Origin of the sequence: Escherichia coli DSM 30083 = JCM 1649 = ATCC 11775, assembly GCF_003697165.2 — a bacterium.
GTDB lineage: Bacteria > Pseudomonadota > Gammaproteobacteria > Enterobacterales > Enterobacteriaceae > Escherichia > Escherichia coli.
In genome coordinates, this window is record NZ_CP033092.2 from 4,040,353 (window position 1) to 4,061,097 (window position 20,745).

A 20,745-nucleotide genomic window follows, 5' to 3' on the forward strand; every position below is an offset into this window, starting at 1 on the left:
TGTTTTTGTTGTGAAAGAATGACAAAGTAACGCAATTTATTATTCGCTAAAACCGCAAAAGCCAGTCCGCTGGACTGGCTTTGGATAAAATTTTCTTAATGGTCTGAAATCTAGGGTCGTTTTCGGCCCATGAACAAACTCACCAGGAACAGAATAATCCCGACGACAAAGACAATTTTAGCTGCGCCTGCAGCGGTACCGGCCAGACCACCAAACCCAAGTGCGGCGGCGATTAACGCGATAACCAGAAATATGATGCCCCAACGAAACATAAGCGTCTCCTTTACCATAGTTAATGTCACCGCTTGATATGAGCGTGAAAATCACTCAATGCGATATTTTTAGTGTGGTGCACATCGCGCCTCCCGACAAAGTTCGGAAGGACGAATTACGACGAATTACTTAGTTTTCAGATCATTTTTAACGCTTTTCACACCATCTACCGCTTTGGCGATACTTTCAGCACGGTCACTTTGTGCCTGAGAATCGACGGTACCGGAGAGCTGAACCACGCCGTCGGTGGTTTCAACTTTCACATGACGGGAAGGGACGATATCGTCCGCCAGCAGTTTGGCTTTGATTTCACTGGTGGTGGCGGTGTCACCCGCGTAGCCCTTCACCGAGCCTTCTTTAGCGTCGCGAACGTGCAGTTTGTCGCTGACAGAGGTCACCCCTTCAACGCCTTTCGCCACTTTCACTGCCTCTTCGGCCTGGGCCTGGCTTTCAACGAAACCGCTCAGGGTCACGACTTTTTGATCGGTTTTTACAGAGATATCGGTGCTCTTGATGTTGTCATGATCCACCAGGGCCGCCTTCACTTTCGCGGTGATGGCGCTGTCATCCATGAAATTACCGACTTTATTCATAGAGCTATCGACTTTTTGCCCTGCGCTTTCATTGGTAGTCTGCGCGTTGTTTTCCGCGTAGGCAGAGCCGGTCGCGACGGCAGAGGTCAACATTACAGCCAGCAGAGTTTTCGAAATCTTCAGTCTTGTCATAGTCATCGATTTATTCCTGTATGTTTGCTCGTAATTTGAGCCTGGCAACACGAGGTTGCATTGCTGAATAGGGAGAGACTTCACCCTCTACAGAAGTCAATGGTCGCCATCACAAAAGCGATGAGTGATGAATAACGACCATTACAGCCTCTGAATCAGTTATTAATATCGGTAGAATGACAATCGACGGCTTTAGATACTGATATCTACGCATTGAACGGTATTTAACGCCGTCAGAAATGTCATCACTTTGTTAAATATAGATCACAATTTTGAAACCGCTCGGGATATCAGCGAAAACATAAGCAAAAGTGAATGTTTTAAGAACATTCCGTAAGCGGCTAATAAGGAAGGGAAATTGACAGGGCGCAGCGGCTACCGCGCCCTGGAGGCAAGAATTAATGCTCGCGGGTCTGGTGGAACTGAACGTCCGGATAACGTTCCTGTGCCAGGCGCAGGTTGACCATGCTGGTAGCGATGTAAGCGAGGTTATCGCCGCCATCAAGCGCCAGTTGGCTTTCGTTCTTACGCTTGAACTCTTCGAATTTCTTCGCGTCTGCACATTCTACCCAGCGGGCAGTGGCAACGTTGACTGACTCATACACTGCTTCAACGTTGTATTCGCTCTTCAGGCGCGCTACCACCACATCAAACTGCAGCACACCAACTGCACCAACGATCAGATCGTTGTTGGAGATTGGACGGAACACCTGCACCGCGCCCTCTTCGGAAAGCTGTACCAGCCCTTTGAGCAGCTGTTTTTGCTTCAGCGGATCTTTCAGGCGGATACGACGGAACAGTTCTGGTGCGAAGTTCGGAATACCGGTGAACTTCATCATCTCACCCTGGGTAAAGGTGTCGCCGATCTGAATGGTGCCGTGGTTGTGCAGGCCGAGGATATCGCCCGGATACGCTTCTTCAACGTGCGAACGGTCACCCGCCATAAAGGTCAGCGCGTCGGAGATCACCACATCTTTCGCAGTGCGCACCTGGCGCAGTTTCATGCCTTTTTCATATTTACCGGACACCACACGCATAAACGCCACGCGGTCGCGGTGTTTCGGGTCCATGTTGGCCTGAATTTTAAATACGAAGCCGGTAAATTTATCTTCGCTCGCTTCTACGGTACGGGTATCAGTCTGACGCGGCATCGGCGCAGGTGCCCACTCCACCAGGCCATCCAACATATGATCGACGCCGAAGTTACCCAGCGCAGTACCGAAGAATACCGGAGTGATTTCGCCCGCAAGGAACAGCTCTTTGTCGAACTCGTTAGACGCGCCTTTCACCAGTTCCAGTTCGTCACGCAGCTGCTGTGCCAGATCTTCACCAACCGCAGCATCGAGATCCGGGTTATTCAGCCCTTTAACAATGCGGACTTCCTGAATGGTGTGGCCTTTACCGCTCTGATAGAGATAGGTTTCGTCTTTATAAAGGTGGTAAACGCCTTTAAACAGCTTGCCGCAGCCAATCGGCCAGGTGATCGGCGCACAGCCGATTTTCAGCTCGTTCTCAACTTCATCGAGCAGCTCCATCGGGTCGCGGATATCACGGTCAAGTTTGTTCATAAAGGTGAGGATCGGCGTGTCGCGCAGACGGGTAACTTCCATCAGCTTACGGGTACGATCTTCAACACCTTTTGCGGCGTCGATAACCATCAGGCAGCAGTCCACCGCCGTCAGGGTACGATAGGTATCTTCCGAGAAGTCTTCGTGCCCCGGGGTGTCGAGCAGGTTAACCAGGCAATCGTGATACGGAAACTGCATCACAGACGTAGTAATGGAGATCCCACGCTGCTTTTCCATCTCCATCCAGTCCGACTTAGCGTGCTGGTTGGAACCACGGCCTTTTACTGTACCGGCGGTCTGAATGGCCTGTCCGAACAGCAGCACCTTCTCGGTGATGGTAGTCTTACCGGCGTCCGGGTGAGAAATAATGGCAAAAGTGCGGCGCTTCGCCACCTCTTGCAAATAAGGAGACAACGTCATAATTCTTTCTTCTTGAGTAAGCGGCATCGCGCCGCGCTTGTTGAAAACGAAAAATTGCGGCTATTTTACCCATCAACGGGGGGGAGGCAATCAGTGTTTACACAGGAGCTGCTCCAGTTCGTGCAACGAAGAAACGGTCCAGGTGGGCGCGATGCCTTCTGGTTGCTCGCGATGGTGTGCATTCAGCCAGCAGGTCGCAAGCCCGGCGTTGATGCCACCGAGAATATCGGACTCGGCAGTGTCGCCAACCATCAGCACGCGTGAACGGTCAGGATTGCCCGCCTGTTCCAGCGCATAATCGAAAATTTTCTTATTCGGTTTGGCAACGCCAACTTCTTCGGAAATCACCAGCAAATCGAAGTAATCACGCAGGCCCGTGCGTTCCAGACGCACCTGTTGCAAGGCACTAAAGCCGTTGGTGATGATGCCGATTTTGGCGTTGCCACGAATGGCGTTAAGCAGAGAAACCGCGCCCGGCAGCGGCGTGCAGATTTCCGCCATCGCATTAATAAAGGCTTCGTTGAGTTTACCTGGCTCGACGTTCAGCCGTTCGGCCCAGCTCTCAAACCGCCCGTGCTGAAGCTGTAATGAAGTGATCGCGCCGTTTTGATAATCCACCCACAGTGGCTTGTTAACGGCCTGATAGTCCTGAAAATCTTCAGCGGTAAAGGTGACGCTGTAATCAAGAAACATCCGCTGCAGGCCGGTGAATGAGTCAAAGGTAAACAGCGTTTCATCGGCATCAAAGAAAATCCAGTCCCACTTCATTATTCCACCTTGTATTACATACTGATTGGCAACGCCATGATGATGGCGTCTTCGCGACCGTCCGTGGTGGGGTAGTAATTGCGGCGAATCGTCGCCTCGTTAAAGCCTAAACTTTCGTACAGGGCAATGGCGGCAGCGTTTGAAGCACGGACTTCCAGCCATAGTGTCGCCACGCCGCGTTTTTCCAGTTCGTCGATCAGATGTTCCAGCAGCGCCCTTCCCAATCCCTGACGCTGATAGTCAGGATCGACCGCAATATTGAACAATGTAGCTTCATCCAGCACCACTTGCGTAATCGCAAACGCCGCCATTTTGCCGTTTTGCGTTAACTGAAAGTTGAGATAACGCTCGCCCTGGTTGCTGGCAAACGTTTTTTCACTCCACGGAAAGGCGTGGGCGCGTTGTTCAATGTGGTAAGCCGCCGGTAAATCAGTCGTTTCGAGGGAAGAAATCGTGTTCATATGTGCAAATTTGTTGCCATAACGCGGCGCGTGCCGTTGGGTTTGCCCGTAAATCGGTGAGCGCCGGTGATGCCACCTGAGCGCCTTCCAGTGATAGCGGTTCGTCAGTACCCAACCGCCAACTGTTGCAGTGACTGCCTTGCGGCAGCATCGCGATTTTTTCTGGCGTCAGTTGCAGCACCTGGTCGGGGCTGACGGTTAATGCGCGCAGAACATCGCTCACTAAAGGATCAGTCAGGGCGGGAAGATCGTTTGCCACCATCACCAGACGGACGTGTGCCGGGATCGCAATGGCAATCTCCCCCTGCAACGCGCCAGGGCGACGCAGCGACCACTGGGTAATGCCCAGTTGCTGTAACTGCCAGTCTCGTCGGGATGTCATAGCGAATCGCTCCTGTTGTCAGGGGCGCAAATATAGCAAATTCGTCGATACCGCGCCAACATATGGCTATAATCGCCGCCAGTATCAATTGAGGAGCATTCCATGTCTGCATTTACCCCGGCAAGTGAAGTCTTGCTGCGTCACAGTGATGATTTCGAACAAAGCCGTATTCTGTTTGCCGGAGACTTACAGGATGACCTGCCCGCGCGTTTAGATACCGCGGCCAGCCGTGCTCATACCCAGCAATTCCACCACTGGCAGGTATTAAGCCGCCAGATGGGGGATAACGCCCGTTTCAGTCTGGTCGCCACGGCGGATGACGTCGCAGATTGCGATACGCTGATTTACTACTGGCCGAAGAACAAACCGGAAGCCCAGTTCCAGTTGATGAATTTACTTTCTCTGCTGCCAGTGGGGACAGATATTTTTGTCGTTGGCGAGAACCGCAGCGGCGTGCGCAGCGCCGAGCAGATGCTGGCAGATTATGCGCCGTTGAATAAAGTCGACAGCGCTCGTCGCTGTGGCCTCTATTTTGGTCGTCTGGAAAAACAGCCGGTATTTGATGCGGAGAAATTCTGGGGCGAATACAGCGTCGATGGCCTGACGGTCAAAACGCTGCCTGGCGTGTTTAGCCGCGACGGTCTGGATGTCGGTAGCCAGTTGCTGCTCTCGACGTTAACTCCGCACACGAAAGGTAAAGTGCTGGATGTCGGCTGTGGCGCGGGCGTGCTTTCAGTTGCCTTTGCGCGCCATTCGCCGAAAATTCGTCTCACCTTGTGCGATGTCTCTGCCCCGGCGGTAGAAGCCAGCCGCGCAACACTTGCGGCCAACGGTGTTGAAGGTGAAGTCTTTGCCAGCAACGTCTTTTCCGAGGTGAAAGGTCGTTTTGATATGATCATCTCCAACCCGCCGTTCCACGATGGGATGCAAACCAGCCTGGATGCGGCGCAAACGCTGATTCGCGGTGCGGTGCGTCATCTTAATAGCGGCGGCGAGCTGCGAATTGTAGCGAACGCCTTCCTGCCTTATCCGGACGTGCTGGATGAGACATTTGGCTTCCACGAAGTGATCGCGCAAACAGGGCGCTTCAAGGTGTATCGCGCCATTATGACCCGCCAGGCGAAGAAAGGTTAATTATCTCGCCGAATACCGTGTCGGATGCGGCGTGAACGCCTTATCCGACCTACAAAACCTGCACGTTAGCCCTTCGTAGGCCAGATAAGACGCGCCAGCGTCGCATCTGGCATCTGCCCCCGCATGCATACCAAACCTGCACGCTAGTTTCCTGATGGACATTTTTCCAGCAATTACACCTCTGTCGATAATTAACTATTGACGAAAAGCTGAAAACCACTAGAATGCGCCTCCGTGGTAGCAATTCTTTTTAAGAATTGATGGTATGCGAAGGTGGCGGAATTGGTAGACGCGCTAGCTTCAGGTGTTAGTGTCCTTACGGACGTGGGGGTTCAAGTCCCCCCCCTCGCACCAAAAACCACGTTGATATTGCTCGCACTGGGCGAAGGTGGCGGAATTGGTAGACGCGCTAGCTTCAGGTGTTAGTGTTCTTACGGACGTGGGGGTTCAAGTCCCCCCCCTCGCACCAAACGAGGCGATATCAAAAAAAGTAAGATGACTGTGCGAAGGTGGCGGAATTGGTAGACGCGCTAGCTTCAGGTGTTAGTGTCCTTACGGACGTGGGGGTTCAAGCCCCCCCCCTCGCACCAATTATCTTTACTTCCTTTCTTGTTTCTTCCTTGATTTTTCATCCCTGATTCAAATTCATTATCATCAGCATGATGCCAGCAATAAGTGCCAGGCACGATGGTAGCAAAATGTAATGCCGCAACTGTTTGTGATACAGCATCATCGGCGTCAATACTAATCCCATCAGAATGACAATCCGCCACTGATCTGACGATAAATCCGCATACATCAGCCCTGCAATCAGCAATCCCGGCAGCAACACTCCCCAGCCACTGCCCAGCGTACGTTGCAACATGATTTCATCTCTTTCATTGATAATGATAACCAATATCATATGATAATTTTTATCATTTGCAAGCCAGATAAATCCCTTGCTATCGGGTAAACCTATCGCTAGGATTAGCAATCATTATCATTTAGATTACTATCCCGATTATGGCCTATCGTTCCGCACCGCTCTATGAAGATGTCATCTGGCGAACGCATCTCCAGCCGCAGGATCCCACGCTTGCGCAAGCCGTGCGGGCGACGATCGCAAAACATCGTGAACATTTGCTGGAGTTTATCCGCCTGGATGAACCTGCCCCACTTAACGCCATGACGCTGGCGCAATGGTCATCACCGAATGTGCTAAGTTCTCTGCTGGCGGTCTATTCCGATCATATCTATCGCAACCAACCGATGATGATCCGCGAGAACAAACCGCTGATCTCACTATGGGCACAATGGTATATCGGCCTGATGGTGCCACCATTAATGCTGGCGCTACTGACGCAGGAAAAGGCATTAGATGTGTCGCCGGAACATTTCCATGCTGAGTTTCACGAAACCGGACGCGTCGCCTGTTTCTGGGTCGATGTGTGTGAAGATAAAAACGCAACACCACATTCGCCGCAGCATCGAATGGAAACGTTAATCAGCCAGGCGCTGGTTCCGGTTGTGCAAGCACTAGAAGCGACCGGAGAGATCAACGGCAAACTTATCTGGAGTAATACCGGTTATTTGATCAACTGGTATCTCACTGAGATGAAGCAACTGCTCGGCGAGGCTACTGTTGAATCGCTGCGCCATGCCCTCTTTTTTGAGAAAACGCTCACGAACGGTGAAGATAATCCACTCTGGCGTACCGTGGTACTGCGCGACGGCCTGCTGGTGCGCCGCACTTGCTGCCAGCGTTATCGCTTACCGGATGTGCAGCAATGTGGCGATTGTACGCTGAAATGAAAGCACTGCCGGGGAAGTAAACCCGGCATCATGCGGATTAATAGGGATGCAACACATTACTTGTTTCGCAATGCCGCATACATAACAGAATATCTGCGGCCTCCAACAACCCTGCGTCAGAACTGACGCCCAGTTTCGACATCACATTAAATTTATGTGCACGGATCGTTTTGATATTGCGTTTAAGCTGCTCGGCAATTTGTGTCATTGAGTAGCCACGCGACATAAAGCGCAATATTTCTCTCTCCGTCGGGCTTAACGTCCGGCTTTGGTTAATGTACCACTGATTGTTCAGTCGGTCGGTCGCCTGACGTACACCATTTAATGACAAAAAGAGTTCCTGATGAAAAATCTCCAGCGTTGACGCTTTACTTAATACACCGTCCAGCGGTGATGGCGACAATGAACCAATCAGCCGAGCTTCAATATCATCATCCGCAATAACTAAACGCCGGGTACGCGGAAACTTAATCGCCAGTTCAGTCAGGCAAGATAATCCCTCTCTGCGCTCACTTCTCATGGCAGAAAAAGAAAAAATGACCGCCGCAAACGAGATCCGCGACATGGCATCCTGAAATGACTCCTGACTGGTATAGGTATGGAGCTTATAAGGGTTACCCGCAAACTTTCTGAATAAACTCTCAATACCGATACTACTCATGACGCATTTTTCTATGAGTGCGACATTTCTCTTCTTAATTCGGCTGTGTTCCATTCTGCGGCATCTCCATAAACAGAAGGCAAGTTAAGTTCTCTTGCACCCTGCGCGCTATTTATCCATGCATACATTTCAGCGTTGCTGTGAATTGCCAGTCGACGCATCGCACTGTTTTTTTGGGCGCTGATAGTTTTATTACTTTTCTTAAGCAATGAAGCTATCTGGTTGATGCCCCATCCTTTACCTAATAGCCGCAGTACCTTGCGCTCTGAAAGAGTGAGAATGACGGAGCGATAGCTAAAATCATGAGTTTCAGTCATTGCCGGGGAGGTCAGCATGGCGCTGATACGCTCTGCGTGCGTATTGCCGGAACGTACGGTCTTGACCAGATTCTCAATGGGTTCAACATCAGACAATAACGTCGCCGTAGGGCACATGAGCAGTTCTACTGCCTGGGAATACCAGGAGCGTGACACCATGAAAACCCAGTGAATTTCCCGATATTGTGAGATTAAAGAATAATAATGTTCACAAACAGAACGTGGATCTTCACTTTCACCGGCTAAATCAGCAATGACTAATCCGGAACGACGTAATTGTAATAAGGTAAGGTCCTCCGCAGAGGCGCTGGATATTATTTCATATTCAGGGAAGTGAGTCCTCATGACCTCTTTTAACCCTGCTTGCATAACAGGTATTTTACTGATAACAATTCCATTTTTGCAGCATCCTGGCAACATATTTCCTCCACATCCACTGTCTAAAAATTATGATGGTTTATTCAGGATATTCATTCCTTAAATGTTTCCAGCAAATTAATAGATTAAGCGAATAAATTATCCTTAGCATTCACTTTCATATCAGCATACTCCTGCTGCACAACAACTCCACTGCATGTGTCAGAAGGTTAGCATCAAATGATAACCTGGTGAAATAGCCTGGAGACATTTAAAATATCTACATTAAGTTGTTAGGAATACTTAATGAAAAACAGAAATCACATTCATTTAATTTATAATTAAATGATATCCCTTCCCGCAGAATGCAAAATCACACAACCAATATTTATTCAATGAAATCTGATGGTTTTAGCTTGTTAACATTAAAAAACGTGCCCGGTTATCTATTATCCTGATTCGTAAAGGCCAAACAATAAATTCATTATGATGATAATATTCATGTGATAGTTTGTTTGCGGCGAGAGATAATTCGCTTTTTATCACCGAGCTTCTCCCGATAACCAGGATTAATCAGCGCAATTTTGATCTTAACCTACCGCAAAACAACCGTGCTTCATGATACAAATGGATTCTCATTATCTGAACAATACGCAGCACGTCTATGACAAAGGGCGAGTTATGCAAACTGAGCAACAGCGAGCCGTAACACGGCTTTGTATCCAGTGTGGATTATTTCTTTTGCAACATGGTGCGGAAAGCGCGTTGGTTGATGAGCTTTCCTCACGACTGGGTCGGGCACTGGGAATGGACAGCGTCGAAAGTTCTATCTCTTCGAACGCCATAGTGCTGACAACTATTAAAGATGGGCAATGCCTGACATCGACACGTAAAAATCACGATCGCGGCATTAATATGCATGTGGTGACTGAAGTCCAGCACATTGTGATTCTTGCGGAGCATCATCTGCTGGATTACAAAGGCGTAGAGAAACGATTTAGCCAAATTCAGCCATTACGTTACCCAAGATGGCTGGTAGCCTTAATGGTTGGCCTTTCTTGCGCCTGTTTCTGTAAACTCAATAACGGTGGCTGGGATGGTGCCGTCATCACCTTCTTTGCCAGTACGACCGCGATGTATATCCGCCAGCTGCTGGCACAACGTCATCTTCATCCACAGATCAACTTTTGCCTTACCGCTTTCGCCGCCACCACCATTTCCGGATTGCTTTTGCAACTCCCCACTTTCAGCAATACCCCCACCATTGCGATGGCCGCCAGCGTTCTGCTGCTAGTGCCGGGCTTTCCGTTGATTAATGCCGTCGCCGATATGTTTAAAGGCCACATCAATACCGGACTGGCACGCTGGGCGATCGCCAGTCTGCTGACACTGGCTACCTGCGTCGGCGTAGTGATGGCACTGACGATTTGGGGGCTACGCGGATGGGTGTGATCGAATTTCTGTTAGCGTTGGCGCAGGATATGATCCTCGCCGCCATTCCTGCGGTCGGCTTTGCGATGGTGTTCAACGTTCCCGTGCGGGCGTTACGCTGGTGTGCGCTGCTTGGCTCGATAGGTCATGGTTCCCGAATGATCTTGATGACCAGCGGGTTGAATATTGAGTGGTCAACCTTTATGGCTTCTATGCTGGTCGGTACCATTGGTATTCAATGGTCGCGCTGGTATCTGGCGCATCCGAAAGTGTTTACCGTGGCGGCCGTTATCCCTATGTTCCCGGGCATATCGGCTTATACCGCAATGATTTCGGCGGTAAAAATCAGCCAGTTAGGTTACAGCGAACCGTTGATGATTACCCTGTTAACCAACTTTCTTACAGCTTCATCGATTGTTGGTGCGTTATCCATCGGTCTTTCCATTCCTGGATTATGGTTGTACCGCAAGCGCCCTCGCGTATAAAATTGCCTCGCTTAAGCACACGGATGAGAGACAGCCTCCTCTCCTCCGTGTGTTACTATAAAAGTTATCTCCCTTCTCGTTCATCGTTCCATATTTGAGAAACAGTATGTCTTCCAGAGTTTTGACCCCGGACGTCGTTGGTATTGACGCCCTGGTACACGATCACCAAACCGTTCTGGCAAAAGCTGAAGGCGGTGTGGTTGCCGTATTTGCTAACAATGCCCCGGCGTTTTATGCCGTCACGCCTGCACGCCTGGCTGAACTGCTGGCGCTGGAAGAAAAGCTGGCGCGTCCGGGAAGCGATGTCGCTCTGGACGATCAACTCTATCAGGAACCGCAAGCCGCTCCCGTTGCTGTACCCATGGGGAAATTCGCCATGTATCCGGACTGGCAACCCGATGCCGATTTTATCCGCCTGGCGGCGCTATGGGGCGTGGCGCTAAGAGAGCCGGTGACCACCGAAGAACTGGCCTCATTCATTGCCTACTGGCAGGCGGAAGGTAAAGTCTTTCACCATGTGCAGTGGCAACAAAAACTGGCGCGCAGCCTGCAAATCGGTCGTGCCAGCAACGGCGGACTGCCGAAACGAGATGTGAATACGGTCAGCGAACCTGACAGCCAAATTCCACCAGGATTCAGAGGGTAACGATGAAAAACGTTGGCGACCTGATGCAACGCCTGCAAAAAATGATGCCTGCCCATATCAAACCCGCATTCAAAACGGGTGAAGAACTACTGGCCTGGCAAAAAGAACAAGGAGCGATCCGCTCCGCCGCTCTCGAACGTGAAAATCGGGCGATGAAAATGCAGCGCACCTTTAACCGCTCCGGTATTCGTCCACTGCATCAGAACTGTTCCTTTGAGAACTATCGCGTTGAGTGTGAAGGGCAGATGAATGCGTTAAGCAAAGCGCGCCAGTATGTCGAAGAGTTTGACGGCAACATCGCCAGCTTCATCTTTTCTGGTAAGCCAGGAACCGGCAAAAACCATCTGGCGGCGGCAATCTGCAACGAGCTGCTGCTACGCGGTAAATCCGTATTGATCATCACCGTGGCCGATATTATGTCGGCGATGAAAGATACCTTCAGGAATAGCGGTACCAGCGAAGAACAACTGCTTAACGATCTGAGCAACGTTGATCTGCTGGTGATCGATGAGATCGGCGTGCAGACCGAATCGAAATACGAAAAAGTGATCATCAACCAGATCGTCGATCGCCGCTCTTCTTCCAAACGCCCAACCGGGATGCTGACCAACAGTAATATGGAAGAGATGACCAAGTTGCTGGGCGAACGCGTGATGGACCGTATGCGCCTGGGTAACAGTTTGTGGGTGATCTTCAACTGGGATAGCTACCGTAGCCGGGTAACAGGTAAAGAGTATTAATCCCCGTTTCTGGCGGTATACTGCGACACAATTCCACCTTGAGTAATGATGATGAAAACTGTTAAACATCTTCTGTGCTGTGCCATTGCCGCCAGCGCATTAATTTCCACCGGGGTGCATGCTGCGTCCTGGAAAGATGCGCTCTCCAGCGCCGCCAGCGAACTTGGCAACCAAAACAGCACGACACAGGAAGGCGGTTGGTCGCTCGCGTCATTAACTAACTTGCTTAGCAGCGGAAACCAGGCCTTAAGCGCAGATAACATGAACAATGCCGCAGGCATTCTGCAATACTGCGCGAAGCAAAAGCTGGCGTCGGTAACCGATGCCGAAAACATCAAGAACCAGGTGCTGGAAAAGCTGGGCCTGAACAGTGAAGAGCAAAAAGAAGACACCAACTATCTGGACGGCATTCAGGGTTTGCTGAAAACCAAAGATGGTCAGCAACTCAATCTGGATAACATCGGAACAACTCCGCTGGCAGAAAAGGTGAAAACCAAAGCCTGCGATCTGGTGTTAAAACAGGGGCTGAACTTCATTTCCTGAACCGCGAAACGCCGCGTTTTAGCTGTTACCCGGCTGACGCGGCTCTCTCCTGCCCTTTTCCCTGCTCCTGGACGGTTTTACCCCTGTTACACGGGAAGTGACCGTAATCAAAAAAGTCTGTTTATAAACTAATTCCTAACAACATCGCATTTTTTTGACACTAGAATTGCAGCAATATGGCGACGCCATTACATTGTGCTTCTCAAAAAGCTTAAACGTTGGCTAAACGGCCCGGTTTAGTGAGGATCGCCCGTTGTCAGAACTACTCTCTTTCGCCCTTTTTCTCGCCTCTGTGCTGATTTACGCATGGAAAGCGGGACGTAACACCTGGTGGTTTGCAGCCACGTTAACGGTGCTGGGGCTATTTGTCGTTTTAAATATCACCCTGTTTGCCAGCGACTATTTTACTGGCGATGGTATTAACGACGCGGTTCTCTATACCTTAACCAACAGCCTGACCGGTGCTGGCGTCAGCAAATACATTTTGCCGGGTATCGGCATTGTGCTGGGGCTGACAGCGGTGTTCGGTGCGCTGGGCTGGATCCTGCGCCGTCGTCGCCATCATCCGCACCATTTTGGTTACAGCCTGCTGGCGCTCTTACTGGCGCTGGGTTCGGTGGACGCCAGCCCGGCATTTCGTCAGATAACGGAACTGGTGAAATCCCAGTCACGCGACGGCGACCCGGACTTTGCGGCTTATTATAAAGAGCCGTCGAAAACTATCCCTGACCCGAAACTCAACCTGGTTTATATCTACGGCGAAAGTCTCGAGCGGACCTATTTTGATAACGAGGCTTTCCCGGATCTCACGCCTGAACTGGGCGCGTTGAAAAATGAAGGCCTGGATTTCAGCCACACGCAGCAGCTGCCGGGAACAGATTACACGATTGCGGGCATGGTGGCTTCTCAGTGCGGCATACCGCTGTTTGCCCCCTTTGAAGGCAACGCCTCCGCCTCTGTCTCCAGCTTCTTCCCGCAGAACATCTGTCTGGGAGATATCCTGAAAAACTCGGGTTATCAGAACTATTTCGTGCAGGGCGCGAATCTGCGTTTTGCCGGTAAAGATGTGTTCCTGAAGTCGCATGGCTTCGACCACTTATACGGCTCAGAAGAGCTGAAAAGCGTGGTAGCCGACCCGCACTATCGCAACGACTGGGGATTCTACGACGATACCGTTCTCGATGAAGCGTGGAAAAAGTTTGAAGAGCTTTCCCGCTCAGGTCAGCGATTCTCACTGTTTACCCTGACAGTCGATACCCATCACCCGGATGGTTTTATCTCTCGTACCTGTAACCGCAAAAAATATGATTTTGACGGTAAACCGAATCAGTCATTCAGCGCGGTAAGTTGCAGCCAGGAGAACATCGCGACGTTTATCAACAAAATCAAAGCGTCACCGTGGTTTAAAGATACCGTCATCGTCGTCTCTTCTGACCATTTAGCGATGAACAACACGGCGTGGAAATACCTCAATAAGCAGGATCGCAATAACCTGTTTTTTGTCATTCGTGGCGACAAGCCGCAGCAAGAGACGCTGGCAGTGAAGCGTAACACGATGGATAACGGCGCGACGGTGCTGGACATTCTCGGTGGCGATAACTATCTCGGACTTGGTCGTAGCAGTTTATCCGGGCAGTCGATGTCGGAAATCTTCCTCAATATCAAAGAGAAAACATTGGCGTGGAAGCCAGATATCATCCGCCTGTGGAAATTCCCTAAAGAGATGAAAGAGTTCACCATCGACCAGCAGAAAAACATGATTGCCTTCTCGGGTAGCCATTTCCGTTTGCCGCTGCTGTTGCGGGTTTCAGACAAACGCGTGGAACCGCTGCCGGAAAGCGAATACTCAGCACCGCTGCGTTTCCAGCTGGCCGATTTCGCTCCACGCGACAATTTCGTCTGGGTTGACCGTTGCTACAAGATGGCACAACTCTGGGCTCCGGAACTGGCACTTTCCACCGACTGGTGTGTCTCGCAAGGGCAGCTTGGCGGTCAGCAAATTGTTCAGCATGTTGACAAAACAACATGGCAGGGCAAAACGGCATTTAAAGATACGGTCATCGACATGGCGCGTTACAAAGGCAATGTCGATACGCTGAAGATTGTTGATAACGATATTCGCTACAAAGCCGACAGTTTCATCTTTAACGTCGCCGGTGCGCCAGAAGAGGTGAAACAGTTTAGCGGGATTTCCCGTCCGGAGTCGTGGGGCCGCTGGTCCAACGCGCAGCTGGGCGATGAAGTAAAAATCGAGTACAAGCATCCGCTGCCGAAGAAATTTGACCTGGTGATTACCGCCAAAGCATACGGCAATAACGCCAGCCGTCCTATTCCGGTACGCGTAGGCAATGAAGAACAAACTCTTGTGCTGGGCAATGAAGTGACCACCACCACACTGCATTTCGATAACCCAACCGATGCCGACACACTGGTAATTGTGCCGCCGGAACCTGTCTCAACCAACGAAGGGAATATCCTCGGACACTCGCCGCGTAAGCTCGGGATCGGCATGGTGGAAATTAAAGTGGTAGAACGTGAAGGGTAATTCCTGACTGATGTGTAGGTCGCATAGGGTGCGACCTACACGCCTTCTACGGCTTACAACACATTATTAAGAAACAAAAAAAACAGCGCCCAACACTTCCCCGGACGCTGCATGGCAACTTTAATAATCTCGCCTTATCAGAAAGTAATTACGCCTTTAATTAACTCACGATTGTTAATCACATCGCGCTCGTAGGTTTCTGCCAGCGTGGCGAACGGATAGCGATGGGTTAACATCATGTCAGCAGTGATTTTTCCTTCCGCCATCAGTCGACCGACTTTAGCAAAATCTTCCGGCGTGGCGTTGCGGCTGCCCATCATCGTCGTTTCTTTTTTATGGAATTCCGGATCGGAGAACTGCAACTCACCTTTAAACAGGCCGACAAATACCACCGTGCCGCCGTGACGAATCAAATTCACGGTGTTATTCATCGCATGTTGATTACCTGTCGCGTCGATCACTTTCTGCGCCAGCGAACCACCAAACTGCGCCCGTAGCTGCGCGTCAAAATCTTCGGCTGACGGGTCCAGTAAAGGTAATTCCAGACGCGTTGCCACATGTTCACGGCGCGCCGGACTGGTATCCGCCACCACCACCTGTGCGCCATCGGCTTTAGCGATTGCCGCCGCGCCCAGACCGATTGGCCCCGCCCCGACCACCAGCACCTGCTCGCCGGGAGCAATGGCTGCGCGACGCACCGCATGAGCGCTAATAGCGAAAGGTTCAATCAATGCTGCCGCCTGCGGGTCAATACCGTCTGCGGGCAAAATGTTCGCCACCGGCACGCTCAAATACTCACTAAAACCGCCATCCTGATGCACGCCAATGACTGAAATTTTTTCACAGCAATTGGTACGCCCGCTTTTACACGCCGGGCATTGCTGACAGGCAACATAAGGGATCACAGCAACTTGCTGACCATTTTTAAGATCAGCAATATTTTTACCCAGCCCAACAATCTCCCCACATATTTCATGGCCTAAAACACGTGGATAACTAAAAAATGGTTGATTTCCACCCCAGGCATGAATATCGGTACCGCAAATCCCGACAGACTTAATTTTTATTAATGCTTCATTGTCACCCGGAATAGGTATCTCGCGTTGTTTCCAGACTAATTCTTTCGGCTGCTGGCAAATTAAAACATTCATCGTAGACATGATTCGGCTCTCCACTTTTTGTTGCCTTAGATATCAATGAAAATGAAAAATGGCAGCGGAACGGAAAATCTTTTTTGTGAAAACACACGCATAAAAATGTTTTAAATCGGGTTTTAATGGACTCACAAGGAGGAAAATATGAGTCGTTCACAAAATTTACGCCACAATGTGATTAACCAGGTCATTGATGATATGGCGCGGGGTCATATCCCTTCCCCACTTCCATCGCAAAGTGCGCTGGCGGAAATGTACAACATCAGCCGCACCACAGTGCGTCATATTCTCAGCCACTTACGCGAATGCGGCGTCTTGACGCAGGTTGGAAACGACTATGTTATTGCGCGTAAACCTGACCATGATGACGGTTTCGCCTGTACTACCGCTTCAATGAGTGAACAAAACAAAGTGTTTGAGCAGGCTTTTTTCACGATGATAAACCAGCGCCAGTTACGCCCAGGGGAAACGTTTTCTGAACTGCAACTGGCTCGGGCCGCGGGTGTCAGCCCGGTTGTAGTAAGAGAATATCTTTTAAAATTCGGCCGTTATAATCTTATTCACAGCGAAAAGCGCGGCCAGTGGAGCATGAAGCAATTCGATCAATCCTACGCCGAGCAGCTGTTTGAGCTACGCGAAATGCTCGAAACACATTCACTTCAGCACTTTCTCAACCTGCCTGATCATGATCCCCGCTGGCTGCAGGCGAAAACCATGCTCGAACGTCATCGGCTACTGCGTGACAACATCGGCAATAGCTTTCGCATGTTCTCGCAACTTGACAGAGATTTTCACTCCTTACTGCTTTCAGCTGCCGACAATATCTTTTTTGATCAATCGCTTGAGATCATCTCAGTCATCTTTCATTTTCACTATCAATGGGACGAAAGCGATCTTAAACAGCGCAATATCATTGCCGTCGATGAGCATATGACCATTCTCAGCGCTCTGATTTGCCGCAGTGACCTTGATGCCACCCTTGCGCTCCGTAACCATTTGAATTCAGCTAAACAATCAATGATTCGATCCATTAATGAGAACACGCGTTATGCTCATTAAGTACGGATTAAAAACAGCAAACTATTAGCGGGTGCACGGTTTTATCAAAAGATAAATACCGGGAAATTCCCGCTTACCTATGCTCACAATCAGTCGACTAAAAATGTTTTTGTGAGCGGTAGTAAAGTCCTAAAACTTTAACCTGCCGTTAATGTCAACCTTGCGTAATGCACAATTACGTAAACAATTAAAATTATAAATACAGGAGTCCGGCGTGGAAAAAGAAAATATCACCATCGATCCGCGTTCTTCATTTACTCCATCTTCGTCGGCAGATATTCCCGTGCCACCAGATGGATTAGTTCAACGCAGTACCCGAATTAAACGCATTCAAACCACCGCCATGTTGTTATTATTTTTTGCGGCGGTAATCAATTATCTCGACCGCAGTTCGCTGTCGGTAGCAAATTTAACGATTCGTGAAGAATTGGGATTAAGTGCCACCGAAATCGGCGCTTTGCTCTCCGTGTTTTCACTCGCTTACGGGATTGCGCAACTTCCTTGCGGCCCACTATTGGATCGTAAAGGCCCACGCCTGATGCTGGGACTGGGGATGTTCTTCTGGTCACTGTTCCAGGCAATGTCTGGCATGGTGCACAACTTTACGCAGTTCGTGTTGGTGCGTATCGGTATGGGGATTGGTGAAGCGCCGATGAACCCATGCGGTGTAAAAGTCATTAACGACTGGTTCAACATCAAAGAGCGCGGACGCCCGATGGGCTTCTTCAACGCAGCTTCTACCATTGGCGTTGCCGTAAGCCCACCGATTCTGGCGGCGATGATGCTGGTGATGGGCTGGCGCGGGATGTTTATTACCATTGGTGTACTGGGGATTTTTCTCGCCATCGGCTGGTATATGCTCTATCGCAACCGCGAGCACGTAGAACTGACTGCCGTTGAGCAAGCTTATCTCAATGCAGGTAGCGTCAATGCCCGCCGAGATCCGCTCAGTTTTGCCGAATGGCGCAGCCTGTTCCGTAACCGTACAATGTGGGGAATGATGCTCGGATTCAGTGGCATCAACTACACTGCGTGGCTGTATCTGGCCTGGCTTCCTGGTTACCTGCAAACAGCCTATAACCTGGATTTAAAAAGCACAGGGTTGATGGCGGCTATCCCTTTCCTGTTTGGGGCTGCCGGGATGCTGGTCAACGGTTACGTTACCGACTGGCTGGTCAAAGGGGGAATGGCTCCGATTAAAAGCCGTAAGATCTGCATTATTGCCGGGATGTTCTGTTCTGCCGCCTTTACGCTGATAGTACCACAAGCGACAACATCCATGACGGCGGTTCTGCTGATTGGCATGGCACTGTTCTGTATTCACTTTGCCGGAACATCCTGCTGGGGCTTGATCCACGTCGCAGTTGCTTCTCGCATGACTGCGTCGGTGGGCAGTATCCAGAACTTTGCCAGCTTCATCTGCGCCTCTTTTGCGCCGATCATTACTGGTTTTATTGTTGATACCACCCACTCATTCCGTCTGGCACTAATCATCTGCGGTTGCGTCACCGCAGCGGGGGCACTGGCGTACATCTTCCTGGTTCGTCAGCCGATCAACGACCCACGTAAAGATTAATCTCCTTATGCCCGATAACATTTTGCTTATCGGGCATTTTCATGGCGATTAAAATGTTTCCCAGTTCTCCTCGCTATCTGCCACGGCCATTTTACGCGGCGCAGCTGGCGTCACGGTTTTTACCACAGCCGATGTTTCACGCTGCTGTTGCTGAATCCGGAACACTGCCACTGCTTCGGTCAGGCGACTGGCCTGCTCTTCCAGCGCGGCGGCGGCAGCGGCAGACTCTTCCACCAGCGCGGCGTTCTGTTGAGTTACCCGGTCCATCTCAGCAACCGCTAAGCCAACCTGATCGATACCACGGCTCTGCTCATCAGAAGCAGAAGCAATTTCGCCCATAATGTCCGTCACGCGGGTCACGGCGCTGACAATCTCCGCCATTGTTTCCCCGGCGCTTTCGACCAGCGTAGAGCCAACATCCACTTTCCCCACCGAGTCTTCAATCAGGCTTTTAATTTCACGAGCCGCCTGGGCGCTGCGCTGGGCCAGATTACGCACTTCTCCCGCGACCACCGCAAAACCGCGCCCTTGCTCACCCGCACGCGCAGCCTCAACCGCCGCGTTCAAAGCCAGAATATTGGTCTGGAAGGCAATGCCGTCAATTACGCTGATAATATCGGCGATTTTCTGCGAACTGGTGGAGATATCGCGCATAGTCTGCACCACGTTATCTACCACTTTACCGCCGCGTTGCGCCGTTTCAGAAGCACTTAACGCCAGATGGCTGGCCTGGCGCGCATTTTCGGCGTTCTGCTTCACCGTTGCGGTCAGTTGCTCCATGCTGGCTGCCGTCTCTTCCAGCGAAGCGGCCTGTTGCTCGGTGCGCGAAGAGAGATCGTTATTGCCGGTGGCGATTTCGCTGGCACCGCTATAGATGGCATTGGCCCCGTTGCGCACATCACCGACGGTACGCATCAGCTCTCCCTGCATATGGCGCAAACTCTCTGCCAGTTGCCCCATCTCATTAGAGCCATCCACCTCAATCGGTTTCACCAGATCGCCGCCTGCAATATGACGAATGCTGTCAATCAGGCGATTCATTGGCGCTACCAGCGAGGCTTTAATACCGAACCAGACGGCGAAGATGACCGCCAGTACGACGATCATCACGCCCACCAGAATCCACATCGCCTGGCTGTAGGAGGCATTGTTATCGCTGACGGCGATATCATGGAGCCGATCGTTTTGCTCCATGTAAGCCACATACTGCTTCTCGAAACCGTCCTGATATCCCTGGGTCGGCTGATCAAAGAACTCGTTGATTTTGCCTGCACCTAACAGTTGGATCAGCTCCGCCAGCGCATTGTGATAAATATCGTAATTACGTTTGATCTCTGCCGCTGCGGCGGTGCTCTGACGCGGGTCACGCGGCAACGCTTCGTAATCCGCCCAGTTTTTTTCCGCCTGTTTCAGCGAAATACTGGCACTCTCCATCAGCTCAGCAACGGTTGAACCGCTACCAATATTATTCTGATCCATCATGTAGCGGATACCCGCGCGGTTGAGGGTGTTACGCGTCTGCAACAACGCGACCCAGCTGCCATTCAGCGTGGATTGCTGCTGGCGAATGGTTTGTAAAACAGTGAAATTTTCTTTGTCATTCTTTAAGGCATTAAAGAACAGACCGCCTGATGTCAGTTGTAAAAGGCCAAAAACGGCCAAAACCAGCAGTAAGCTGGTCACAATTTTGATACGTTTTAACATGG

At 50.6% G+C, this 20,745-nt stretch carries 21 protein-coding genes and 3 tRNA genes; 13 read left to right on the plus strand and 11 right to left on the minus strand.

The window, feature by feature from the left end:
* Positions 1-110: 110 nt before the first annotated feature.
* The 6 genes from ytjA to holD form a co-directional block, all read right to left on the minus strand.
* The gene (gene ytjA / locus EAS44_RS20785) at positions 111-272 is read right to left on the minus strand and encodes a DUF1328 domain-containing protein (protein ID WP_000490275.1); all 162 of its coding nucleotides are present in this window, start codon (positions 270-272) and stop codon (positions 111-113) included.
* 126 nt (positions 273-398) lie between these two features.
* Complete coding sequence (gene osmY / locus EAS44_RS20790) at positions 399-1,004, minus strand: molecular chaperone OsmY (RefSeq protein WP_001295748.1); 606 nt, start codon at positions 1,002-1,004, stop codon at positions 399-401.
* A gap of 392 nt (positions 1,005-1,396) precedes the next feature.
* The gene (gene prfC / locus EAS44_RS20795; RefSeq protein ID WP_000175940.1) at positions 1,397-2,986 is read right to left on the minus strand and encodes a peptide chain release factor 3; all 1,590 of its coding nucleotides are present in this window, start codon (positions 2,984-2,986) and stop codon (positions 1,397-1,399) included.
* Positions 2,987-3,076: 90 nt separating this feature from the next.
* Positions 3,077-3,754, minus strand: a complete 678-nt coding sequence (gene yjjG / locus EAS44_RS20800) for a pyrimidine 5'-nucleotidase (RefSeq protein ID WP_000870710.1) — start codon at positions 3,752-3,754, stop codon at positions 3,077-3,079.
* Between the two features lie 14 nt (positions 3,755-3,768).
* Entirely contained in the window at positions 3,769-4,215 is a 447-nt protein-coding gene (gene rimI / locus EAS44_RS20805; RefSeq protein WP_001092461.1) for a ribosomal protein S18-alanine N-acetyltransferase, read from the minus strand.
* The gene (holD, locus tag EAS44_RS20810; RefSeq protein WP_000204012.1) at positions 4,184-4,597 is read right to left on the minus strand and encodes a DNA polymerase III subunit psi; all 414 of its coding nucleotides are present in this window, start codon (positions 4,595-4,597) and stop codon (positions 4,184-4,186) included. The genes rimI and holD overlap by 32 nt, the downstream gene beginning before the upstream one ends.
* A 102-nt stretch (positions 4,598-4,699) precedes the next feature.
* Between holD and rsmC the strand changes: the two genes are divergently transcribed.
* The 4 genes from rsmC (at position 4,700) to EAS44_RS20830 (ending at position 6,321) form a co-directional block, all read left to right on the plus strand.
* Positions 4,700-5,731 (plus strand): 16S rRNA (guanine(1207)-N(2))-methyltransferase RsmC, encoded by a 1,032-nt coding sequence (gene rsmC, locus EAS44_RS20815; RefSeq protein ID WP_001272330.1) that lies wholly within the window; start codon positions 4,700-4,702, stop codon positions 5,729-5,731.
* Positions 5,732-5,998: 267 nt separating this feature from the next.
* Positions 5,999-6,085, plus strand: a tRNA-Leu gene (locus EAS44_RS20820).
* Positions 6,086-6,113: 28 nt separating this feature from the next.
* Positions 6,114-6,200, plus strand: a tRNA-Leu gene (locus EAS44_RS20825).
* Positions 6,201-6,234: 34 nt separating this feature from the next.
* Positions 6,235-6,321 (plus strand) — tRNA-Leu (locus EAS44_RS20830).
* A gap of 38 nt (positions 6,322-6,359) precedes the next feature.
* Here EAS44_RS20830 and yjjZ read toward each other — a convergent pair.
* The gene (gene yjjZ, locus EAS44_RS20835) at positions 6,360-6,596 is read right to left on the minus strand and encodes a DUF1435 domain-containing protein (RefSeq protein ID WP_001393508.1); all 237 of its coding nucleotides are present in this window, start codon (positions 6,594-6,596) and stop codon (positions 6,360-6,362) included.
* A gap of 140 nt (positions 6,597-6,736) precedes the next feature.
* Between yjjZ and fhuF the strand changes: the two genes are divergently transcribed.
* The gene (gene fhuF, locus EAS44_RS20840) at positions 6,737-7,525 is read left to right on the plus strand and encodes a siderophore-iron reductase FhuF (RefSeq protein ID WP_000331618.1); all 789 of its coding nucleotides are present in this window, start codon (positions 6,737-6,739) and stop codon (positions 7,523-7,525) included.
* A gap of 37 nt (positions 7,526-7,562) precedes the next feature.
* Here the strand turns inward: fhuF and bglJ are convergent, their stop codons facing one another.
* A complete protein-coding gene (bglJ, locus tag EAS44_RS20845; RefSeq protein WP_001301727.1) occupies positions 7,563-8,240 on the minus strand; it encodes a DNA-binding transcriptional activator BglJ in 678 nt (225 codons plus the stop codon).
* Positions 8,198-8,923 carry a helix-turn-helix domain-containing protein gene (gene yjjQ / locus EAS44_RS20850; RefSeq protein ID WP_000936635.1) on the minus strand — a complete coding sequence of 242 codons (726 nt, stop codon included), beginning with the start codon at positions 8,921-8,923 and terminating at the stop codon, positions 8,198-8,200. The genes bglJ and yjjQ overlap by 43 nt, the downstream gene beginning before the upstream one ends.
* Before the next feature lie 618 nt (positions 8,924-9,541).
* Here yjjQ and yjjP point away from each other — a divergent pair.
* From yjjP to opgB, 6 genes are all read left to right on the plus strand, one after another.
* The gene (yjjP, locus tag EAS44_RS20855; RefSeq protein WP_001338213.1) at positions 9,542-10,312 is read left to right on the plus strand and encodes a threonine/serine ThrE exporter family protein; all 771 of its coding nucleotides are present in this window, start codon (positions 9,542-9,544) and stop codon (positions 10,310-10,312) included.
* A complete protein-coding gene (gene yjjB / locus EAS44_RS20860) occupies positions 10,303-10,776 on the plus strand; it encodes a threonine/serine exporter (protein WP_000538191.1) in 474 nt (157 codons plus the stop codon). Before yjjP ends, yjjB begins: the two co-directional genes overlap by 10 nt.
* A 106-nt stretch (positions 10,777-10,882) precedes the next feature.
* Positions 10,883-11,422, plus strand: coding sequence for a primosomal protein DnaT (gene dnaT, locus EAS44_RS20865; protein WP_000098818.1), 540 nt, complete (start codon positions 10,883-10,885; stop codon positions 11,420-11,422).
* 2 nt (positions 11,423-11,424) lie between these two features.
* Entirely contained in the window at positions 11,425-12,162 is a 738-nt protein-coding gene (gene dnaC, locus EAS44_RS20870; protein WP_000799911.1) for a DNA replication protein DnaC, read from the plus strand.
* Between the two features lie 48 nt (positions 12,163-12,210).
* Positions 12,211-12,705 carry a DUF2501 domain-containing protein YjjA gene (gene yjjA, locus EAS44_RS20875; RefSeq protein ID WP_001308243.1) on the plus strand — a complete coding sequence of 165 codons (495 nt, stop codon included), beginning with the start codon at positions 12,211-12,213 and terminating at the stop codon, positions 12,703-12,705.
* A gap of 253 nt (positions 12,706-12,958) precedes the next feature.
* Positions 12,959-15,250 (plus strand): phosphatidylglycerol--membrane-oligosaccharide glycerophosphotransferase, encoded by a 2,292-nt coding sequence (opgB, locus tag EAS44_RS20880; RefSeq protein ID WP_001292679.1) that lies wholly within the window; start codon positions 12,959-12,961, stop codon positions 15,248-15,250.
* A gap of 137 nt (positions 15,251-15,387) precedes the next feature.
* Here opgB and lgoD read toward each other — a convergent pair whose 3' ends face one another.
* Entirely contained in the window at positions 15,388-16,410 is a 1,023-nt protein-coding gene (gene lgoD / locus EAS44_RS20885; protein WP_000106030.1) for an L-galactonate oxidoreductase, read from the minus strand.
* A gap of 138 nt (positions 16,411-16,548) precedes the next feature.
* Between lgoD and lgoR the strand changes: the two genes are divergently transcribed.
* Positions 16,549-17,463: a GntR family transcriptional regulator gene (lgoR, locus tag EAS44_RS20890; protein WP_000091570.1), complete on the plus strand. Its 915-nt coding sequence runs from the start codon at positions 16,549-16,551 to the stop codon at positions 17,461-17,463.
* Positions 17,464-17,677: 214 nt separating this feature from the next.
* On the plus strand, positions 17,678-19,039 hold the full coding sequence (gene lgoT, locus EAS44_RS20895; protein WP_000410113.1) for an MFS transporter: 1,362 nt from the start codon (positions 17,678-17,680) through the stop codon (positions 19,037-19,039).
* A 48-nt stretch (positions 19,040-19,087) separates the two neighbouring features.
* On the opposite strand, the gene tsr is transcribed toward lgoT, so the two are convergent.
* Positions 19,088-20,743, minus strand: a complete 1,656-nt coding sequence (gene tsr / locus EAS44_RS20900) for a methyl-accepting chemotaxis protein (RefSeq protein WP_000919536.1) — start codon at positions 20,741-20,743, stop codon at positions 19,088-19,090.
* Between the last annotated feature and the right edge of the window lie 2 nt (positions 20,744-20,745).